The organism is Asaia sp. BMEF1, from assembly GCF_051628905.1.
In the GTDB taxonomy this organism is placed as follows: domain Bacteria; phylum Pseudomonadota; class Alphaproteobacteria; order Acetobacterales; family Acetobacteraceae; genus Asaia.
In genome coordinates this window covers 3,377,683-3,397,617 of record NZ_CP157575.1, presented here as the reverse complement: position 1 = coordinate 3,397,617, position 19,935 = coordinate 3,377,683, and the positions used below count along the sequence as shown (strand labels likewise).

The following is a 19,935-nucleotide window of genomic DNA, read 5'->3' as shown; positions in this document are numbered from 1 at the left end:
GCCAAACCGCTCAAGTAGCTAAACCCCAGACATGTTTGCACAGAACAGTTGATACCAGTTACGTGACCGGTCGTCGGAGCGATAACTTGCAGACTCCTGTCCTCTATATCGAGAGCCTGTTACTGCGTGGAAGAGGTTCGCACGTCAAAGAATTACAGAAATATAGCTGGCAGCCATTCTGATGCTCAGTATACGCTAAACATCACTCAACATCAGAAAGAGAAGAAAGAAAGAAAAAGGCCAAGCGAATTACCGATGAGACTAAAGGAAAACCGATTCGATTTTTTCTTTCTGATTACGCCAGTCATATTGCGCCATGGCATGTTGGCGGCTTCGGCAAAGAAGCTCCCGCTGCGATCCACTATCAAAGAGTGAGATCACATGCTCAAGAGTTTCCTTCCATTTATGCGCTGCTGATAGAAAACCATTTTCGCCCTGTTTGATAGCATGGCGATAGGCATGCGTGGGCGACGCAACGGTAACGGCACCGACAATTGCCGCTTCGAAATATTTCAACTCTGATTTGCAATTCGTAAAGGGGTTGTCCTGCAGCGGCACAAGATTGATTTCAACTGCCCCTATTTCTCGTTGAAGATTTATAAAATCTTTTAAAGAAAGAATAGTAACACGATCTGAATGCCTACTCAGAGGCGTCGAGTTATTCAGAAAGCCAACGATGATAAGCCTTACCCGGCTATCGTAGTCCATGATTTTTGCGATAGGATCAGCAATAAGACTAAAGTCACGGTCATGAGAGGGTGATCCACTGAAATAGGCAAGATGAATATATTCATCTCTCGACCACGAATCTCTCTCTTTACACACCCATATTTCTTCTGAGATATCACCCTGCTCTTTATTATAGAAATTAGGTAATATCTTCGCCTCTTTTCCCGACCATTTCTGCGCCCGCTCAGCCAAGAAGTCGTTTGTCACTATAGCTGCATCCGCCAATTCGAAAGTAGCGCCAGCACGACCTATGTAGGCATGCCAGTAATCCCATACTCCGTCATTGTTGAGATCGACGTTTAAAGTATCCATTAACAAGTGAGTATAGGACGGATCAAATACGAGATCATCAACGTCGAAATAAATACGCCTTCCAAGCGTTCGGGCCCGTGCGGCTAACCGTGCCACTTTACCATTGTAAAGGGAGTTACGACACAGAACTAAAGCATCGCACGAATCAAGAACACGCCCCATTCTGGCAAAATCATCCGCGACAAACCAAGACGCTGAGACGGTACTTTCCTCAGGGCCGAGAGCTAGTGCTTGAGAAACATTAAAAGCGCGATATCGGAACGTGCTTGTGTCGGGTGTCGCATAGTAATATGCGACACGATATTTTCCTCGCGTAAGCAGATCGAATCTCTGCTCAAATGATACATCCCAAGGGTTTGAATATGTATATGGAACTATACTTGATGTATACATATTTTAGACTCTCACCCAGCTTTCAAGACGATCAAGCGCTGGTGCCATAGATTCCGTCCAGTTACGGGCCAGACCGTTTCGAGCATAACGTCGCTGCTTTTCATCAATATCAGCGGAAAGCGCCAAAGCCTCTCGCGTGGCGGATACAAGAGACTCCAGATCTGGATCTGCGCAAATAATATTTTCGGAATATTTATCTAGATTTGTCTTGATGCCACATTTGTTAGTTACAACAACACATCCGCTTGCAGCAAGATCTAGAGGAGGATAACTAGGATGAGGCGTATACATAAGCGATAGCCCCAGATCCATCTCTCTTATAAATCCCGCGTACTCTGGCCATGTCATAACGCCCGGCGTGATCGACTGAGTATTTCTAGGCAGAGAGATCGCTCCCGTACCATGACCGGCAAAATAAAAATCCCATTCGTCAGGATTGAGTATTCCCCTTTCTATACATGCACATATTACCTCCAACCCTCTATAGTACAAATTTCTGTAATTATGCGGTCGAGCATAAAAAAAGAACTTCTTTTTCTGCTTTGCCGCAGTTTCTTTCTCAACATCGCAGTAATATAACTCAGACGGGAAAGACGGCTCGAAAGCGATAGCATCTTCCAGTACCCCGCTCCTTCTGAAGTGATCGAGAAGGATGTTGGAATTAACTATCTTAAGAGTGCCGTTCGTGGAGAACACTTCGCTACAACGTAAAAATTCGTCTCCCATCGGGTAAAACATCCGCTCATCTTCTTGGATGAACTGAATCACCTTACGGGCTCCTACCGCCTGTAGCGTCGATCGCGTCGTCCACCAAGATGTCGTCACGAAAAGATCATGTTCAGATACTGGGACATTATGTCCCTCTACTTCGAAGCCCTTGGGAGAATAGAGTATCTCCACATTTCCTTCCCATGATACGCCACTACCTGCGAACAAGGCGGTAAGAGGATCGGCGCTCGATTCTTGAGAGCGCGTCACTATGCGAAGATCAGCGCCTAAACGGTTTGCCGCTAGCGCCGAAAACAGCAGCGCAGTTCCCACTCCCCCATATAGACTTTCGCGCCCGATACTATCCGTGACAACGGTAATCCGGCGCTTAACTCCCGGCGACGCATAGACTGCGAGCGGCGTCAGATCCGGAAAACGTCGCTCAACGATGTCATGAGCGGTTTCCAAAACCTGATTCAGCGCTGGATTACTGGGGGCAAGGAATAGCCTACGGGAAGCAGAAAGTTCAGTTCCACTACGAGGCGGAATCCCGTCTTTCACAGTGTCGTTACGCAGTGCCTCGAAAAAGATCTCTCCGGGCGTTCCATCCGCTGCGGGGTGAATGAAGCGATATCGCTCGACGTCAAATTCGGGATGCGGTGTTCTGTTTTCAAGATAACCAAAGCGAGCATAGTGGATCGCTGGGTCGAGACCGCTCATAGCCACATCGGGATAGCGACCTAGATACCATTTAGAATCGAAAAACGCACTCGATGAGAGAAGCCTTAAGCGCTCACGAAAACCCTTAGGGCCTCCACGCAACTGCAACGCTCTCAAACTCCGCACGAAACGAGCACCTCTCCTCATAAGGCGCCTACTTCTGGGCGCAGCGAGAGGCGGGAACGCAAGAACCTTCGACGTCGCTTTCCAGACCGTAGAATTCACTACTGCTGCGTGATGCGCCTGATGTAGATCGCGCTCTCTATTAGAGCGTTCGAGATTTTCCCGAAGTTCTGACATCTTTGTTTCCTGGTGATGATAATCACCACGAAACTTATTTAGGTCGTAAAGTAGTTTCTCTTTTTCGCGATTTATTATTTTTATTTTATGACGCATGTCGAGCGTCTCTTTTTGAAGAACTTTTCGCTCAAGCGCCATTTCGTCACTTTGCGACTTCAGTACAGCGTTTTGCGTCTCGCAGGCCGCGCGAGTCCGAGAAAGCTCTTCCCTCAGTTCTACGCACTGTGTCCCTAGCGACGCCAGCGCTAACCGATGACGAATTCTATCCGCGAAAGAAACGAGATCGCGATAGCTTCTTCCCTCCTCCGATCGCTCGAGGACATACGCATGGGGCGCAAGATAGCCCGCGTCATGGGTAATATTTGGCGCAAACCCCGCGTCCGCCCACAATTCCAACCAATAAAGCGACGGTCGCACATTTACATGCGTCGGCTCGTCAAAATCGACTGGAGTCGATGAAAACAAAACGCGCGAAGTAGAAGCCGCAATCTGCGCAATAGCTTTCCTAGCCGTTGCATCCTCTAAATGCTCAAAAACCTCGATGCAACTTATGAAATCGAATTTCTCATTGATGGGCTCGGCTATCGAACCTTCTTCGAGATACGGACGGATATCCGGGCGGGCCTGCTCAAGAGCATAGCTAGATACATCACGCCCATGTGTCTCTACGCCTCGATCCCATAAGCACTCTACGAGGAGACCAATCGCACACCCAGCGTCAAATGCCTTACGGGGGGCGAAAGCTCTAACTATATTATCTGCAATATTACCAAAACAATTTATCCAATAACTATCCCGCTTGTATGGTATCGGACCACAGTGAGACCTGTAATACTCTTCGTTATAGATATTTTGCTCGGTTTTTTTCTCTATATCCATGATGAAAATTCTCGAGACCTCACTCTGCAACGCGGCACGTTACGAAAACTCAAGTTTAAACTCTACATCTCTCGATAATGCAAAGCAATTATTTCAGGTTGTTTCTTACTCACAATAGTCCCCAGCAACGTGCTTGACGCCATTCTAGTAAGATGGGGACTCAATATTGCCGATTACACACACGGACAATAACCAGCCAGAGCATAGCTCGCGCATTGGTTCGAAAAAATCACTGATATAATATGAAAAAATGGCGGAGGGGATGGGATTCGAACCCACGGTACGACTTGACATCGTACAACGGTTTAGCAAACCGCCGCCTTCAGCCTCTCGGCCACCCCTCCGCCTTGAGGGACGCAGTTTTCACGGCGTTTGCAGAACTGCTTCTAGGGGGATTTGCGGCTTGCGTCAAACCCCCCTTTTGCAGATTTTTTATTCTGCCAGAAGCTTTTGCAGCAATTCGTTCACCATAGCCGGATTGGCCTTACCCTTCATGGCTTTCATGGTCTGGCCAACGAAGAACCCGAAGAGCTTGTCCTTACCGCTCTTATATTCGGCCAGCTTGTCAGCATGGGCCTGAAGGATGCCACGGATCTCAGCTTCGATAGCGCCGGTATCGGTAACCTGACGCAGCCCCTTACGCTCGACAATGACGGAGGCCGAATCGCCCGTCTCAAACATGTCTTCGAGCACTTCCTTGGCGATCTTGCCGTTGATCGTCGAGTCCGTGATCAGTGCCAGCAGCTCCATGAGCCCCTCAGCCTTGACCGGGCTCGTTTCGATCGTGGCGCCCGTGCGGTTCAGCGCAGCAAAGAAATCGCCCAGCATCCAGGTGACGGCCAGACGCGCGTCACTTCCCTTGGCTACCGTCTCGAAGAAATCGGCGATACCCTGCTCGACCGTCAGAACGCCCGACTCATAGCGTGAAATACCGTACGTCTTTTCCAGACGCTCGCGCTTTGCCTCCGGCAGTTCCGGCAAGGCGGCTCGCAGGCCTTCAACCCAGTCGCGCTCGATGAGAAGCGGCAGAAGATCCGGGTCAGGGAAGTAGCGGTAATCATGCGCATCTTCCTTGGAACGGAGGGAGCGCGTCTCGCTGCGAACATGATCGAACAGACGTGTTTCCTGATCGACCGTGCCGCCTGCCTCCCAGATCTCGACTTGACGCTGTGCTTCGACCTCGATCGACTGCATGACATAGCGGATCGAATTGACGTTCTTGATCTCGCAGCGTGTGCGGTACTCTTCGCCAGCCTTGCGCACCGAGACGTTAACGTCTGCGCGCATCGAGCCTTCTTCCATGTTCCCGTCACACGTACCGAGATAACGCAATATCTGACGCAGCTTGCGCAGATAGGCCCCAGCCTCTTCAGGCGAGCGGATATCGGGCTCACTGACGATTTCCATCAGCGCCACACCAGCACGGTTGAGGTCAATGAACGAGCGCGTCGGGTCCTGATCATGCATCGATTTGCCGGCATCCTGTTCAAGATGCAGACGGGTCACGCCGATATGGCGCACCGAACCATCGGCGAGTTCGATCTCGACCTGCCCCTCACCCACGATTGGATGCGCGAACTGGCTGATCTGATAGCCCTGCGGCAGATCGGCATAGAAGTAGTTCTTGCGGTCGAAGCGGCTCATCAGATGGATCTGGGCGTTCAGGCCGAGACCCGTACGCACGGCCTGCGCCACGCACTCGGCGTTGATCACCGGCAACATGCCCGGGAATCCCGCATCGATCAGGCTCACATGCGTATTGGGCTCGCCGCCATATTCGGCAGAGGCACCTGAAAACAGCTTAGCATGGCTGATAACCTGGGCGTGGACCTCAAGTCCGACAACGATTTCCCAGACGCCTGTCGCGCCTTCGATATGATAGCTGCTCATGCGAACGCTCCCGCATGCAAGGCGGGTCTATGCGTAAAGCCCGCCGCTTTTTCCATGACACGTCCAGCGGCGAACAAGGTTTCTTCCTCGAAATAACGCCCAATGAGCTGCAACCCGAGCGGCAACCCGTCGTGATCGAGCCCGGCAGGAAGCGACAGAGCCGGAACGCCTGCCATGCTCGCAGGCACAGTGAAAATGTCGTTCAGATAGATCTGCACAGGGTCGGTCGGGCGTTCAGAATGGGCGAAGGCAGCCGACGGCGCCGTTGGCGTCAGCAGCACATCGACCTTCTCGAACGCATTCAGGAAGTCGCGCTGGATCAGCGTGCGAACCTTCTGGGCGCGCAGATAATACGCATCGTAATAGCCAGACGACAGCACAAACGTCCCCATCAGGATACGACGGCGCACTTCCTCGCCGAACCCGGCGTGACGGGTAGCTTCATAAAGCTCATCCAGCGTGCCCGCATCGACGCGCTCGCCGAAACGCACACCGTCATAGCGGGAGAGATTCGAAGAAGCCTCGGCCAGCGCCACGATATAATAGGTCGGCAGGCCGTATTTCGTGTGCGGCAGGGAGACATCAACTATTTCGGCGCCAGCGTCACGCAGCCAGGCGATGCCCTGATCCCAAAGCGCTGCAATATCGGCAGGCAGCGTGTCAGGACAGTATTCACGAGGGATACCGACCTTCAATCCCTTCACGCCACGCTCAAGAGCGTCTTCGTAGCGCGGCACCGGACGATCCACCGAGGTGCTGTCCTTCGCGTCGAAACCGGCCATAGATTCGAGCAGAATGGCGCAGTCTTCCATGGTGCGCGCCATCGGTCCCGCCTGATCGAGCGAACTTGCGAAAGCGATCGTACCAAAGCGCGAGCAGCGACCATAGGTCGGCTTGATGCCCGTGATGCCGCAGAAAGCCGCAGGCTGGCGGATAGAGCCGCCCGTATCGGTACCGGTCGTTCCAAGAGCGAGCCCGGCAGCGACAGCGGCAGCCGAACCGCCCGACGAGCCGCCTGGCACCAGCTTCACGTCAGAGCCCTTGCGACGCCACGGGTTGGTAACCGGACCGAAGGCCGAGGTCATGTTCGTCGAGCCCATGGCGAACTCGTCGAGATTCATCTTGCCGAGAAAGATCGCGCCATCAGCAAGGAGATTCGACGTCACCGTGCTTTCGTAAGGCGGCACAAAGTTACGCAGGATGTTGCTCGACGCTGTGGTGCGCACACCATTGGTGCAGAACAGATCCTTGATGCCCAGAGGCAGGCCGCAAAGCGACGGTGCGTTATCGGTCACGAGCAGCGCATCGGCAGCTCGGGCGGCGGCACGGGCCTGATCTTCGGTAACCGTCACGAAGCTGTTGATCTCACCATCCAGCTTCTTGATCGAGGCCAGAAAATGATCGGTCAGTTCGACGGCCGAGAGACGACGCTCCCTGAGAGCCTTTCGCGCTGAGGCGAGGGTCAGATCATGCATCACTCAACAACCTTCGGAACGGTAAAATAAGGCCCGACGCTGTCGGGTGCGTTGGCCAGGACGGCATCGCGCTTGTCGCCATCGGTCACAACGTCGTCACGCAGGCGCGGCACGGCCAGACCAGTGCCAATCATGGGCGGCACGTCGGTGACATCGACCTCATTCAGTTGCTCGACCCAACCCAGGATGCCACTCAGCTCCTGGCGCATGGCTTCGCATTCCTGATCACTGAGGCCAATTCTGGCCAGTTTTGCTATGCGCCTGACTGTGCGCGTTTCCAACGACATAAAGGATCGACTTTCCTGAAAGTGAGCGGATAATCCCGACGGTCCAGAATTTAGCGAGATCATAACGCCTTCCCATGAGTCTGTTCAATCCATACGCCCTGCGCGACGCCCTCTCCCCCGGCCTGAGGCTGCTTGGGCTAGACCCCGGCCAGAAGACGATCGGTCTCGCCCTGAGCGATGTCACGCTCATGCTGGCCTCGCCCTATAAGAGCCTCAAACGCGGAAAATTCGGCGAGACAGCACAGGAAATCGGCAGGATCGTGCAGCGCGAAGGGATCGGTGGCCTTATCTGCGGCCTCCCCCTCTCGCTCGACGGGTCTTTCGGGCCTGCCGCACGCGCGGCGCAGGACTGGATGACCGAACTCTCGAACCGCCTCGGTTTGCCCGCCTGTTGCTGGGACGAGCGACTCTCCTCGAGCGCGGTCAACCGATTTCTGATTCAGGAAGCCGACATGACCCGTAAACGACGCGCTGAGGTGGTAGATAAAATGGCCGCCGCGTATACGCTTCAATCCTGGCTGGATGCCACGGCGCCGGAACGGGAAGAGCTGATCTGACCCGTCATGACTGGATCACATCGCACTCAGGATCTGCTTCGGCTCAAGCAGTCGTCATATGGTAGCGCCTGAGGCGCGTTCGGACGGAATGCGACTAGTCCAGCAGATGATCCAAGGCGATGCCTACTCACGGCGGTCAACAAGCAGAACCTTATCTAGGGCGCCACATTTCAATGGCGCCATTTTCGCAAGACACGCCCGAGCTCCAAAAAAAAGACAGTAATGCTCTCGCCCGCCCAATCAAGATCACTCAGAAAGCGACAAGACGCTCGTTATACAGATGCAGCGCCACTGACCTACCGGAACGCCCTGAAGGTGCTATTGCCTGGCGGCGCAGGATTTCCGACCCTAGTTGCGCTGCGCAGGCACGTCGGAAGGGTATCATTCGCGACGCCCCCATGCCGCAGGGCGGATGCGTGCCACGCAGAACGATGCCCTTGCAAACCACCCATAGAGTCGGTCAGGCCGACGGCAGTTCAGATACCTAGAGCTCTACCGGTCTTTTCCCGTATAGCGCGGCAGGCGGCTTCATCCTTGCGTAGATCGATACCGTAGCTAGGGATGATTTTTTTAAGCTTCTCCTGCCATTCGGGAAGACGATGGGCGAAGTTTTTAGTCACGACCTGCAACGCCACTGAAGCCGCGATCGACGCTCCGGGCGATGCTCCGAGTACCGCAGCCAGGCTACGATCCTGCGCGCCCAGAACTTCGGTGCCGAATTTCAGGGTCCCGCGACCATTCTCGGTCTTGATGATCTGTACGCGCTGACCGGCCACTGCCACGCGCCAGTCTTGCTCACGCGCCGCAGGGTAAAATTCCTGCAACGCCACAAAACGCGACGACTGCTTTTGCATTACCTGACCGACAAGATAGCGCACCAGATCATGATTATCGACCATGACATCGAGCATCGCCTTGATGTTGTCGCGCGTAATAGAGCGCGGCAGATCGGTCCATTTACCCGATTTGAGGAATTTGGTCGTGAACCCCGCATAGGGCCCGAAAAGCAGATAGGGCCTGCCTCCGATTACGCGGGTGTCGAGATGCGGCACCGACATGGGAGGCGAACCGACCGCAGCCTTGCCATAGACCTTGGCCGTATGACGCTGGCAGAGATCGAGATTATCGGCGTGCAGGAAAAGCCCACTGACAGGAAAGCCAGCATAACCATGTGCTTCCGGCAGATCGGCGCGTTTGAGAAGATCGAGAGCCGCCCCCCCTGCCCCGACGAAGACAAAACCGGCAGAGACGCTCTTCGTCTCACCAGTCGAGGTGTTCAGCGTGCTCACCCGCCAGCGTCCGCCTGGCTCACGCGCGAGCGCTGTCACCTTGTGGCGATAATGGAGACCGACACCCTGCTCGCGCCCCAGCTTGGAAAAGAGCAGGCGCGTCAGCGTGCCGAAATCGACATCCGTGCCTTCGGTCACGCGCGTTGCGGCCAGCTTCTCGCCTGAGGCACGGCGCCCCATCATGAGCGGCGCCCATTGCGCAATCGTAGCAGGGTCTTCGGTGTAGCTCATGGTATCGAAACAGTGATGCCGCACCATAGCGTCGTAACGGGCGCGCAGAAACGCCACGTTTTCCTCACCGCGCACAAAGCTCATATGCGGGCAGTTACGGATGAACGCAGACGGATCGTCGATCCAGCCTTTTTCGACCAGATGCGTCCAGAGCTGACGCGACAGGTCGAATTCCGTGTTTACATCGAGCGCCTTCGCGATATCGATGCTGCCATCCTTACGCCGCGTCGTATAATTCAGCTCGCAGTAGGCGGCATGACCGGTTCCGGCGTTGTTCCACGCCTCGGAGCTTTCTCTGGCACAGGAATCGAGTGTTTCGAACACGCTAAGCGTCAGAGACGGGTCGAGACACCGGATCAGCGCTGCAAAGCTCGCGCTCATGACACCCGCACCGATCAGGACGATATCCGGGCGCTCTTCAGGGGTAAAGGTCATGAGGCAAGTCTTCCAGTCTTGTGAAATACCATATGCTTAACCGGCGCGACGAGACGTCGTTCCGCAAGTCAGGCGCTCTTTGAAACACAGCTTGGTGGTATCAATCGAGCCCCCTTGCTGCGCAATCAGCCGGAGTTGATCGCAAGGCGCGCCTGTCAGGCGCAGACGCGCTCGCTCTGCGTCGGCTCTAGCTTACGTGCCAGAGTGATCGCCTCAGGCAAAAAATGCTCGAATCGCGTCTGAACCGAGTCGAAGGACGCAGAGGGCTGAACAGCCTGTTCATCGAGATAGAGCCCGCGACCGATTTCCATCTGTATGACGTGAACGCCCCCGGATGGCTTGCCGTGACGCGCGGTTATATAGCCACCCGCATAAGGCCGATTGCGCCCTGTAGAAAAACCCGCTCCCGACAAGCTGGCAGCCAACCCATCCACAACATGTCTGGCGCAGCTCTCTCCATGGAGGTCGCCCAGCACGATATCGGGCAGTCGCAGATGGGCAAAACTGGGCATGGAATGAAGGTCTATCATCAGGCAGACGCCAAAGCGCGCGAGACTGCGCTCGATCATCGCTTCCAGTGCTTCGTGATAAGGCAGCCAGCAGGAAGCGATGCGTAATCGTGCTTCCGACACGGGCAACTGATGACGGTAGATACCGCGCCCTGCTCCGGCAATGCGCGCCATCATACCCAGGCCACTACGTACCTTGTCAGTGTTCGTGAGGCTGCCTTCTGGCAGGCGCTCACGGAACATTCCTTGGTCCAGCTCCCATGCGTAACGGTTCACGTCACAATAAGACCGCGGAAACGTCGCGCAGAGAAGTGGCACCCCCCATCGTGGCGCAGCCTCAAATAACCTATCAACATAAGCGTCCTCGCTGCGACGCAGAGAAAGAAGATCGAGGCGTGATTGCTGAAGAAAGGATTTCGGATAACAGCGCCCCGAATGCGGCGACGCCAGCACTAGTGGCGAAGCAGGCTCGGCAACGTCATGCAGCAGAAAATTCTTTGAAAGACAGAGCTCTGGCTCCGCCGGAGCGCCTGGATTCATTTTTTTTCCGGTTTGGTGATTTTTTTAGAAAACCCATCTTGCCAGCCTCGTCAACGCCCGCTAAAAGGCCGCTCACGGACCGGATGGGCGCATAGCTCAGCGGTAGAGCACTACCTTGACATGGTAGGGGTCACAGGTTCAATCCCTGTTGCGCCCACCATCCGGTCCGTAGAAGTATCCGGAAAAACGCAAAAAAATGCTGCCAGCGCCGCCATTATCACCAATGGACGGGACGTCGTAGTTTTTTTCTATCAAGCCCTCCTTCTTCTTCGACAGATGCGCTGGGCTGATAGCCTTAAAGCGCCGCGGAGCCCCTCCGGGATCGTCGCAGCTCGGGCCCTGTCAGCGGCGCTGTCCCGCCCTCGCCAGTCCGAACCTGAACCCTCTTTTTCTTGCATAACGTCGCGTCATCATGACGCCCGACCCCAGCCCACATAGCGTGAAAATCCTGCTCGAAGCGTCGTGGTCTGCTTACACCAGATTTTCGTAATCGGAATTATTTCAAAAATGAAATAGCTGCCCGCCAATCACGAATTTATGAAAACCGTAAATTTGAGAATAATTACCGTCAACCCGCTCTTAATAGGCATTATTTGCCTACCATGAACAGAACGGCGGATGGGGCAACACTATGACACAATAGTACTCGTGACGAGCCTCTGCGCATACAGAAAATTCTGGTAAATAAGAAAATTGAAAAAAGATACCGATTATAAAAACTATTTTTTACTGCAAAATTGTCTTGCAATCCGATCGTTAATCAACGTTAACTTTGCTCAACACCTTTGCGTGAAAAACATGAAATAATGTTTGGGACAACCATGCTCAGAAATTCGCTTCCCATTCTTCTGGCGCTCTGCATCTGGGCAATTTCTTCAGCTCTCGCTACACTTTCCACGCAGGAAACGTCACCGCTGACCGACACGCTCGATCTACTCGGAGAGGCGGTTTTCATTGGTGGTTTGCTCATGATTTTTGCGCGTCTTGCAATTGGAATCATCAGACCGGCACGCGAGGGCCGCTCCTCCCGCTGATTCCACCTTAGCTATACCCAGAAACGGCCTCAGCTCTCGGTAACGTGCTGCCACTGACTGACCCCCATCGAGGCCAAGCAGGTTAAAATCTGGATGCAGGTTCGTGCGGTGCCTGTCTGCTTTGACGGGGCACTATCCTGCGCCGACACCCATGAATGACATTCATGTGATTCAGGAGCGCTGTACGATTGCCAAATCTTGCTGGCGCAGCACCACTCAAGAAAACCTGATCCATGTCTTTCGTGCCGCTTCTGCTATGCGTTGAGAGACAGAGCATCGAAGGCAAACGACCTAGATGGCGGTGTCGGGATCAGGTCTGGCTTTTCAGGCAAACCCTAAGCGCCTTGACGGCCGTTCGCCGGGCCACTCTGCCTCAGATAGCCGGGTACAGTTAATCTTTCCGTGCTGACCTGGTTCTGTAGAGTCGACTCGAATCTGGAGACCAGCGCGCTCATGCCCTCATCGACCCTGACACCGCAGCGAGTTCCTGTGGACGATGCTCTTGCTAAGGTTTTTCCCGAACGTCACGCTCTCATGCGCGCCTTGGTAGCAAAGGCCTCCCGGCTCGGCCCTGTACCCTACGCCATCGTCTGGCCTTGTAGCAGTCACGCGCTTGGAGGGGCCGTCGAAGCCTTCCGGCACGGGATCATCATACCGATACTGGTCGGCGACCGCGAACTCATTGAGCAGACCGCCGCCCAGGCTGGGCTCGACATCAACGGTATGCGTATCGAGCACGCAACAAGCCCGGAGGAGTCGGTGAAGCAAGCGATCGCACTCGTACATGAAGGCGAGGTGTTCGGCCTGACCAAAGGGAGCCTTCACACGGACACATTCATGGCAGGCGTCATCAGGCAGGAGAGCGGGCTGCGCACGAAGCGGCGCATGAGCCATGTCTTTTGCATCGCCGTGCCAGACTATCCCGACCTTCTTCTGGTCTCCGATGCAGCCATCAATATCGCGCCGGATCTCATGACCAAACGCGACATCGTGCAGAACGCCATAGATCTACATCATGCTCTCGGCCTCGGCACACCACGCGTTGCTCTGCTCTCCGCTGTGGAAACGATCAATACGAAAATTCAGGGCACACTCGATGCAGCCAGCCTCTGCAAAATGGCTGATCGCAAGGAAATTACCGGAGCGATGCTTGACGGCCCGCTGGCTTTGGATGTCGCCGTTAGCCTCGGCTCGGCAGAAATTAAAGGAGTCGATTCTCCAGTTGCAGGTCGCGCTCAGGTTTTGATCGCTCCTGACCTCGAATCAGGCAATATCCTGGTCAAGACATTGGCCTTTTTGGGCAAAGCCGCGACATCGGGAATTGTCATGGGGGCAAAAGTGCCCGTGCTGCTGACCAGCCGGGCCGATGATGCGACGGCGCGACTTGCCTCAACGGCTATCGGCGCTCTTTATGCGCGTCACCTTGAGGAACGCGCAAACGACTGAAAAACGATCGACTATCCCAATCGGAGATGTGCCGCGGGAAGGGGCGCTGCCGGGCGCCCTATAGGCGAGCCCTAGAGCCGCCCCGCCAGCCAGCTTTCCTGAGGCAGGGCAAAGCCATGCCAGGCCGCCGCGCCCATCTCCATGGCATTATGAGGCACATATTTCGTAACCATCAGCTTCGTCCCGTCCGGCAAAAGCTTGGCGAGCACGTCGCGCAGATCCGAGATAATCAGGTTCGACGCAACGATCCAGAAATTATCGATTTCATGAAAGGCCTCACCGAAGCTAGCGAGCTTCTGCTCAACCGCTTCGTAGGAGTCGCCCTGCTTCTTTTCATAAACGACGAGATAAGTGGTCAAAACTTCTCACTCCCCCAGGCGAGATCCAACAGGATCACTTTTTCAGCCTGAATATTAACGTTTCGCTAGCTTCATCCGCATTATTGATTATTGACAGCAATCTATTGTTCTTGCGGTATTTTTCCCGAGAAATTTCTCTCTTTCGGCACGAAAGCCAGTTCCATTGGTGTCAATTAATATGACAGTGTCGTGAATTAATTGCCATAGAGGCGCCGTGTTTAGCGTATTTATCTTGCCTCAGGAGACAAGATAAATGACGATTTTTGAACTACACTGGCACGCTCTCAGAACCTTCACACGCCGCTTTTTTCTCAAAGATCTGCGCCTCCCCGAGGCATGACGGTACCGGGACCCATATAAGACCCCGGAGGCGGTCGATCGATCGGCGGCGATATAGCCTCGGCGCTGGGCCATGCATCCTCGCCGGGACGTGGCGGCACGACTGCAAAGCGAGACCTCGGTAATGCTTCAGGGCACTCGGCGCGCATACGAAGAATGATTTTCTCCCGGATGTCGCAACGAAGATCCCAGCTTTGCAACGCGTTACGCGCGCTGGCGATGATACGGATCTTGAGAGTATGAGCGTCGCAATCCGCCACCTGACAATCGAAAACCTTGCCGTCCCAGAGTGGACAGGTCTTGATGATTTCTCCAAGGAAGCCGCGGATCGTTTCAATGGGCGCTTCATAATCGACATAAAGAAACACCACACCAATGATGGCTGCCGAATTATGGGTCCAGTTTTCGAAGCGGTTTTCGAGAAAATAGGAAATTGGCACGATATGGCGGCGCCAGTCCCAGACGCGCAACACGACATAGGTCGACGTGATTTCCTCCACCCAGGCCCAGTCACCATTGATGATGATCAGATCTTCCATTCTGATCGGCTGGGTGATGGCAATCTGTACCCCGGCCAGAAGGTTGGTGAGCAACCCTCGGGCCGAGAGGCCGACAATCAGCGACGCCGCCCCGGCCGAAGCGAAAAGAGACACGCCATATTGCCGGACGGAATCGAACGTCATGAGCGCTGCGGCCACCGTGACGATACCGACCAAAATTTCGATCAGGCGCCGCAATACCCTGATCTGGGTCTGATGCGTCCTGATCATGATATCGTCCGAATGGTCGCGCGAGGTGATGCGCTGCAGATAGGCTTCAGTCATGATTCTGAAAGCCACGATCGCCGCATAACCGACCATCAGAATACCGATAAACAGCAGCAGCTTCTGCAAAAGCTGTGTCGTTTCCCAGGTAAATCCCGAGGCTGCGGGCAGCGCCGAGAGCAGCACCGCCAGCACAACCATGACGCGCACAGGCCGACGCATGGCCAGTATGATCTTGCGCAGCACCGCATCTTCGCGATTGCCGAAAATACGCAGGATGACCACAGAAATGAGTTTGCTGGCATAGAAAGAGACTATGGCGAGCACGACGAGCATGAGAATGGAGACGAGCTGGGCGGGCAGCCAGTCGAAATAGGAGCGCAGGACGAAAAGGGAGCTGAGAAACTGCTGCTTCAAATCTGAGATCCAGATCCTTGAGAGGGATGAGGCGTATTGGGCGCGCTGAGGAGTAACGCATCGTCTAACCCATTGGCGCACAATGCCACAGAGTGCCGAAGGCGCAAAAACACGATGCGCGCAAAAACCTCGCGTCAGAGTGTTGACACATCCGCCCAACCCTTTTAATTCCACGCCCACCGGTCGCGATGGCGGCGTAGCTCAGCGGTAGAGCAGGGGAATCATAATCCCTTGGTCGGCGGTTCAAATCCGTCCGCCGCTACCATCCGACCGGTTCTCTCCCTTCGCATCAGATAGACAAGTTTCTTTCGCCTGCGTTAAGAACGTTCATGAGAGCGCCTCTTGCAGTCGTTACGATGGTCTATAACGAGCCAGTCTTTCTGCCGGTCTGGCTGCGTCATTATGCGCGTATCGTCGGCATGGAACGGTGCTACGTCATCGATCATGGCACGGATGACGGCTCGACCGACGCCCTGCCCTGCAACCGTCTGCGCATTCCTCGTTCGCCCCAGGACGATGCCCAGCGCACGCGTGCGATTAGCGCCTTTTGCGCCGGACTTCTGGAATGGTACGAAACGGTTCTCTACTGCGACGTCGACGAAATACTGGTAGCAGATCCCGCATGTTTTCCTTCGCTTCAGGCGCTCTGCGCCTCGCGATCAGCGCCCTATCTGACGGCCATAGGGTTTGACTTGATTCATCATGCCGAGCAAGAGCCCGACCTCGATTTCAACCGCCCCCTATCGCTGCAACGCAAATCGCTTCGTTTCTCAGCCGCTATGTGCAAGCCCTGCCTGATAAGGACACCTGCAACCTGGTCGCCCGGCTTCCATAGCGTGAAGGAATCCCTGCCGAGCCCCGATCCGGCGCTCATGCTCTTTCATCTGCGCTATAGCGATCTGAAAGAGGGGCTGAGGCGGCTCGCACGCACACGCAAACAGGCCTGGTGCAGCAGACAGGCGGGCGCCCATCAGCGCATGTCCAACAGAGCGTGGCGTGAGATGCTGGCCGGTATGGCTGGCCTGACACCTGAGGAAACGACTTTACTTGGAGACGATCCGACCCTGACGCACTGGCGCGAGCGCCTCGTCAGGGAAGGTGTCGAACGGGCCGGAGATCCCTACCCGATCGATCTGAGTCTGTCGGGTGACAGGCTCTGGCCCCTGCCCAAACGGTTCAGGGGTCTTTTCTGAAGGAGAGAACAGGCTCTTACTCTGCGGTTTCCTCAACCTGCTCTTCGCTGTCGTTTTCCGCGCCCGACTCATCGCCCTGACGACGATCATCCTGCTCCTGCTGGCTGCGCGCGCGCTGCTGATGACGCTCCTGACGCTCCATCTGGCTCTGCTGCGCGGCCTGCGTCATGGCGTTCAGGATGCGGAAATAATGCTCGGCATGCTGGAAATAAGCTTCGGCAAGAATTCGGTCGCCAGTGCCCGTCGCATCGCGGCCGAGCTGGAGATATTTCTCGAAAAGCTGCTGGGCGGTGCCGCGCACACGCATGTCAGGGCCATTGCTATCGAAGACATGGTTGCGATTCAGAGGCGTCTGACCATTGGATTGACGCGACCCGCCACCGCTCGGGCGATGGTGACGGCTTCTCATACGTTTCATGTTCATGGATCCGCGTAGCACTTTCGTATTCGCAATCCCGATCCGTCACGAGAGGGATCCAAGCGATTGCAGGGAATGAATGACCCTTGGTTTGTCTCATGATGGCCGGATTACGAGATCAGGCCGGTAATCCGCTCAGCTCAATCATCAAGATCATTGCGAGGGGCGGAAGACGCCTTGCCGTGTCGGTGGGCATCACCGCGACCCGGGCAAGTCGATCTGCTCAAACTAGCAAGGTTACGCCATTCTGCCAATGGTTTTCATGCATAAGACTGTGACGGGGTAAGAGAGCGCTCGAAACACAATGCTCTGACGATCCCGCCGAGATCGGCTCTGGCCTCGACGAGCGCAAAACCGGCTATTGCTGCCAGCTCTGTGACTTCCGTCTCCTGCCCCTGCCCTATCTCGAAAATCAACAGCCCGTCAGGGGCAAGATAAGCCTGCGCCTGAGCGATGATGAGCCGATAGGCATCGAGCCCGTCTTCTCCTGCAACGAGCGCACGCGCTGGCTCATGGTCGCGCACTTCGGGCATCAGCCCTTCGAGATCGCCCGCGCGAATATAGGGCGGGTTACTTACAATCACGTCGAATTGCCCGCGGAGCGCTGCAAACCAGCTTCCTGCAAGAAAGCTGGCACGGGAGGAGAGCGCGTTGCGCCAGGCATTGGCCCTGGCAAGAGCGGCAGCATCTGGCGCGAGATCGACACCAACGCCATAGGCCTGACCGTATTCGCTCAACGCCGCCAGAAGCAGACAACCCGTGCCCGTGCCCAGATCGAGGATCGAGCGTACACTTCTCTTATCCGGCCGTAGGCTCAGCAGGGCCTCGATCAAGGTTTCGCTATCGCCTCGGGGAATGAGCGTGGCCGAGGATACCGAGAGCATCAGGGTCCAGAATCCCGCCTGGCCCTCGATGAGCGCGAGTGGGCGGCGCGTACAACGCTGGGCAATGCCGCAAGCAAGTTTGGGCGCCGCGTCCTCAGGCAGGTGATCGAGCGAGAGGAGAGCAGACGCTTCGCAGCCGATTGCCCAACAGACAAGGCGACGGGCCTCCATGCGCGGCGCCTCGATACCCGCTTTTTGCAGGGAGGCAGCCGTTTCGATCAGCACATCCTTGAGGGCAGGTCGATTACCGCTCACCAAAAACTCCTGAATCATCCTATAAAAAGGAAATGAGAAAGACACTCTTCCTGCTGGCAGTCGCGATCGGCGCCAGCCCCGGTATCGCTCTGGCCGAGAGCTTTACCGTTACCGATGACCGCGCGCCCATCGAAGTCTCGGAGATATCGCGCCTCTACATCGACGGAATACTCGCCGCGACCTTCCGCCTTGATGACAAGACGCCCAGCCTGACAAAAAAAATCGAGATCCCTCTCGGGCGCGTCAATCACAGCTACGCGCTCTGCGGTCAGATTACTGTGGTCAACGCCGAAGGGCGTGCCGAAACACATCAGGTCAGCAGTGAAGGCACCTTGACCCATCCCGAGGGGCATCATCTGGTAGCCCTCGGCGATGAAGGCTTCACCGATTTCTTTCTGCGCGATCCGACCGACTCCGAGGTCGCCAAGCATCATCCTGGCCACGCGGATATCTGCGCCTCTCCTGTGAGCTGAACCTGACCGGGTCAACGTAACAGGGGCCTGCCTCAGCTCAGCCCCTCTGCCGCCAGAAGAGCCGTCTGCTCTTCCCGGGCCAGGGCATCGACAATTTCGTCGAATTCACCGAGCATGACACGGTCGATCTTGTGCAAGGTCAGGTTGATGCGATGATCGGTTACCCTCCCCTGAGGGAAATTATAGGTACGGATGCGCTCCGAGCGATCGCCTGTGCCGACCTGTGACTTGCGATCGGCCGCGCGGTTTGCATGGGCCTCTGCGCGCTGCCTCTCATAGAGACGGGCCCGCAGAATCTTCATTGCCTTGGCCTTGTTCTTGTGCTGGCTCTTCTCTTCCTGCATTGCCACCACGACGCCACTGGGCATGTGGGTGATACGCACCGCACTCTCGGTCTTGTTGACGTGCTGCCCACCTGCGCCCGAGGCACGATAAACGTCGATGCGCAGATCGCCCTCGTCGATCGCGACATCGACCTCTTCTGCCTCCGGCATGATGGCGACCGTTACCGTTGACGTATGAATACGTCCCTGACTCTCCGTCGCGGGCACGCGCTGCACACGGTGAACACCTGATTCGTATTTCAGACGCGCGAAAACAGACCGCCCCGAGATAGTCGCGACGCCCTCGCGCAATCCCGAGAGATCGCTTTCGTCATATTCCATGATCTCGAAACGCCAGCCATGCAAATCGGCAAAACGCTTATAGGCGCCAAAAATCTCAGCCGCGAAAAGTGCGGCCTCATCCCCACCCGCGGCAGGGCGTATCTCGAGAATGGCGCTGCGCTCATCGGCTTCGTCGCGAGGCAAAAGCGCCAGACGAACCTGCTGGTGCAGTATCTCGAGCTGCCCCTCGATTTCATCTATCTCGCCCTGGGCCAGCTCGCGCATCTCAGGGTCTTCGAGCAGGGCAACAGCATCCTTGCGCGCCGTATCGGCACGACGATAGGCTAGGATGGACGAGACAACCGGCTCCAGCTCGGCGAATTCGCGCGAGGCCCGCACGAAATCGTCACCCTGGATTTCGCCGCTGGACATCAGCGCCTGCAATTCATCCGACCGGGCGACGATACGCTCCAGCCTGTCGTCGAGAGCCACGA

17 protein-coding genes and 3 tRNA genes are annotated in these 19,935 nt (G+C 55.6%); 7 read left to right on the top strand and 13 right to left on the bottom strand.

Annotation, left to right across the window (positions count from 1 at the left end; translation table 11 throughout):
- Positions 1–261: 261 nt before the first annotated feature.
- From ABHV46_RS15205 to gatC, 6 genes are all read right to left on the bottom strand, one after another.
- A complete protein-coding gene (locus tag ABHV46_RS15205) occupies positions 262–1,434 on the bottom strand; it encodes a glycosyltransferase (protein WP_438382160.1) in 1,173 nt (390 codons plus the stop codon).
- Positions 1,435–1,437: 3 nt separating this feature from the next.
- Entirely contained in the window at positions 1,438–4,041 is a 2,604-nt protein-coding gene (locus tag ABHV46_RS15200) for a rhamnosyltransferase WsaF family glycosyltransferase (RefSeq protein ID WP_438382159.1), read from the bottom strand.
- 251 nt (positions 4,042–4,292) lie between these two features.
- Positions 4,293–4,385 (bottom strand) — tRNA-Ser (locus tag ABHV46_RS15195).
- A gap of 88 nt (positions 4,386–4,473) precedes the next feature.
- On the bottom strand, positions 4,474–5,931 hold the full coding sequence (gene gatB, locus ABHV46_RS15190; protein WP_438382158.1) for an Asp-tRNA(Asn)/Glu-tRNA(Gln) amidotransferase subunit GatB: 1,458 nt from the start codon (positions 5,929–5,931) through the stop codon (positions 4,474–4,476).
- On the bottom strand, positions 5,928–7,406 hold the full coding sequence (gene gatA / locus ABHV46_RS15185; protein WP_438382157.1) for an Asp-tRNA(Asn)/Glu-tRNA(Gln) amidotransferase subunit GatA: 1,479 nt from the start codon (positions 7,404–7,406) through the stop codon (positions 5,928–5,930). The genes gatB and gatA overlap by 4 nt, the downstream gene beginning before the upstream one ends.
- Positions 7,406–7,693 (bottom strand): Asp-tRNA(Asn)/Glu-tRNA(Gln) amidotransferase subunit GatC, encoded by a 288-nt coding sequence (gene gatC / locus ABHV46_RS15180; protein ID WP_336945514.1) that lies wholly within the window; start codon positions 7,691–7,693, stop codon positions 7,406–7,408. The genes gatA and gatC overlap by 1 nt, the downstream gene beginning before the upstream one ends.
- A 74-nt stretch (positions 7,694–7,767) precedes the next feature.
- Here gatC and ruvX point away from each other — a divergent pair, with 74 nt between their 5' ends.
- On the top strand, positions 7,768–8,250 hold the full coding sequence (gene ruvX / locus ABHV46_RS15175) for a Holliday junction resolvase RuvX (RefSeq protein WP_438382156.1): 483 nt from the start codon (positions 7,768–7,770) through the stop codon (positions 8,248–8,250).
- Between the two features lie 476 nt (positions 8,251–8,726).
- Here the strand turns inward: ruvX and mqo are convergent, their stop codons facing one another.
- Together mqo and ABHV46_RS15165 are read right to left on the bottom strand one after the other, a co-directional pair.
- The gene (gene mqo, locus ABHV46_RS15170) at positions 8,727–10,205 is read right to left on the bottom strand and encodes a malate dehydrogenase (quinone) (protein ID WP_438382155.1); all 1,479 of its coding nucleotides are present in this window, start codon (positions 10,203–10,205) and stop codon (positions 8,727–8,729) included.
- Between the two features lie 155 nt (positions 10,206–10,360).
- On the bottom strand, positions 10,361–11,254 hold the full coding sequence (locus ABHV46_RS15165) for an N-formylglutamate amidohydrolase (RefSeq protein WP_438382154.1): 894 nt from the start codon (positions 11,252–11,254) through the stop codon (positions 10,361–10,363).
- Positions 11,255–11,339: 85 nt separating this feature from the next.
- Between ABHV46_RS15165 and ABHV46_RS15160 the strand changes: the two genes are divergently transcribed.
- The 3 genes from ABHV46_RS15160 (at position 11,340) to ABHV46_RS15150 (ending at position 13,734) form a co-directional block, all read left to right on the top strand.
- Positions 11,340–11,414, top strand: a tRNA-Val gene (locus ABHV46_RS15160).
- A gap of 661 nt (positions 11,415–12,075) precedes the next feature.
- Positions 12,076–12,288, top strand: a complete 213-nt coding sequence (locus ABHV46_RS15155) for a hypothetical protein (protein ID WP_336945518.1) — start codon at positions 12,076–12,078, stop codon at positions 12,286–12,288.
- 453 nt (positions 12,289–12,741) lie between these two features.
- Positions 12,742–13,734, top strand: a complete 993-nt coding sequence (locus ABHV46_RS15150) for a bifunctional enoyl-CoA hydratase/phosphate acetyltransferase (protein WP_336945519.1) — start codon at positions 12,742–12,744, stop codon at positions 13,732–13,734.
- A gap of 71 nt (positions 13,735–13,805) precedes the next feature.
- Here the strand turns inward: ABHV46_RS15150 and ABHV46_RS15145 are convergent, their stop codons facing one another.
- Positions 13,806–14,093, bottom strand: coding sequence for a hypothetical protein (locus ABHV46_RS15145; RefSeq protein WP_438382153.1), 288 nt, complete (start codon positions 14,091–14,093; stop codon positions 13,806–13,808).
- A gap of 311 nt (positions 14,094–14,404) precedes the next feature.
- Complete coding sequence (locus tag ABHV46_RS15140; protein WP_336945521.1) at positions 14,405–15,613, bottom strand: mechanosensitive ion channel family protein; 1,209 nt, start codon at positions 15,611–15,613, stop codon at positions 14,405–14,407.
- 190 nt (positions 15,614–15,803) lie between these two features.
- Here ABHV46_RS15140 and ABHV46_RS15135 point away from each other — a divergent pair.
- Both ABHV46_RS15135 and ABHV46_RS15130 read left to right on the top strand, forming a co-directional pair.
- Positions 15,804–15,878 (top strand) — tRNA-Met (locus tag ABHV46_RS15135).
- Positions 15,879–15,942: 64 nt separating this feature from the next.
- A complete protein-coding gene (locus ABHV46_RS15130) occupies positions 15,943–16,806 on the top strand; it encodes a glycosyltransferase family 2 protein (RefSeq protein ID WP_438382152.1) in 864 nt (287 codons plus the stop codon).
- 16 nt (positions 16,807–16,822) lie between these two features.
- Here the strand turns inward: ABHV46_RS15130 and ABHV46_RS15125 are convergent, their stop codons facing one another.
- Complete coding sequence (locus ABHV46_RS15125; RefSeq protein ID WP_336945523.1) at positions 16,823–17,224, bottom strand: DUF4167 domain-containing protein; 402 nt, start codon at positions 17,222–17,224, stop codon at positions 16,823–16,825.
- 260 nt (positions 17,225–17,484) lie between these two features.
- Entirely contained in the window at positions 17,485–18,363 is an 879-nt protein-coding gene (gene prmC, locus ABHV46_RS15120) for a peptide chain release factor N(5)-glutamine methyltransferase (RefSeq protein ID WP_438382151.1), read from the bottom strand.
- 32 nt (positions 18,364–18,395) lie between these two features.
- Here prmC and ABHV46_RS15115 point away from each other — a divergent pair, with 32 nt between their 5' ends.
- Complete coding sequence (locus ABHV46_RS15115; protein WP_438382150.1) at positions 18,396–18,836, top strand: hypothetical protein; 441 nt, start codon at positions 18,396–18,398, stop codon at positions 18,834–18,836.
- A 32-nt stretch (positions 18,837–18,868) separates the two neighbouring features.
- Here the strand turns inward: ABHV46_RS15115 and prfA are convergent, their stop codons facing one another.
- A complete protein-coding gene (gene prfA / locus ABHV46_RS15110) occupies positions 18,869–19,933 on the bottom strand; it encodes a peptide chain release factor 1 (protein ID WP_438382149.1) in 1,065 nt (354 codons plus the stop codon).
- Between the last annotated feature and the right edge of the window lie 2 nt (positions 19,934–19,935).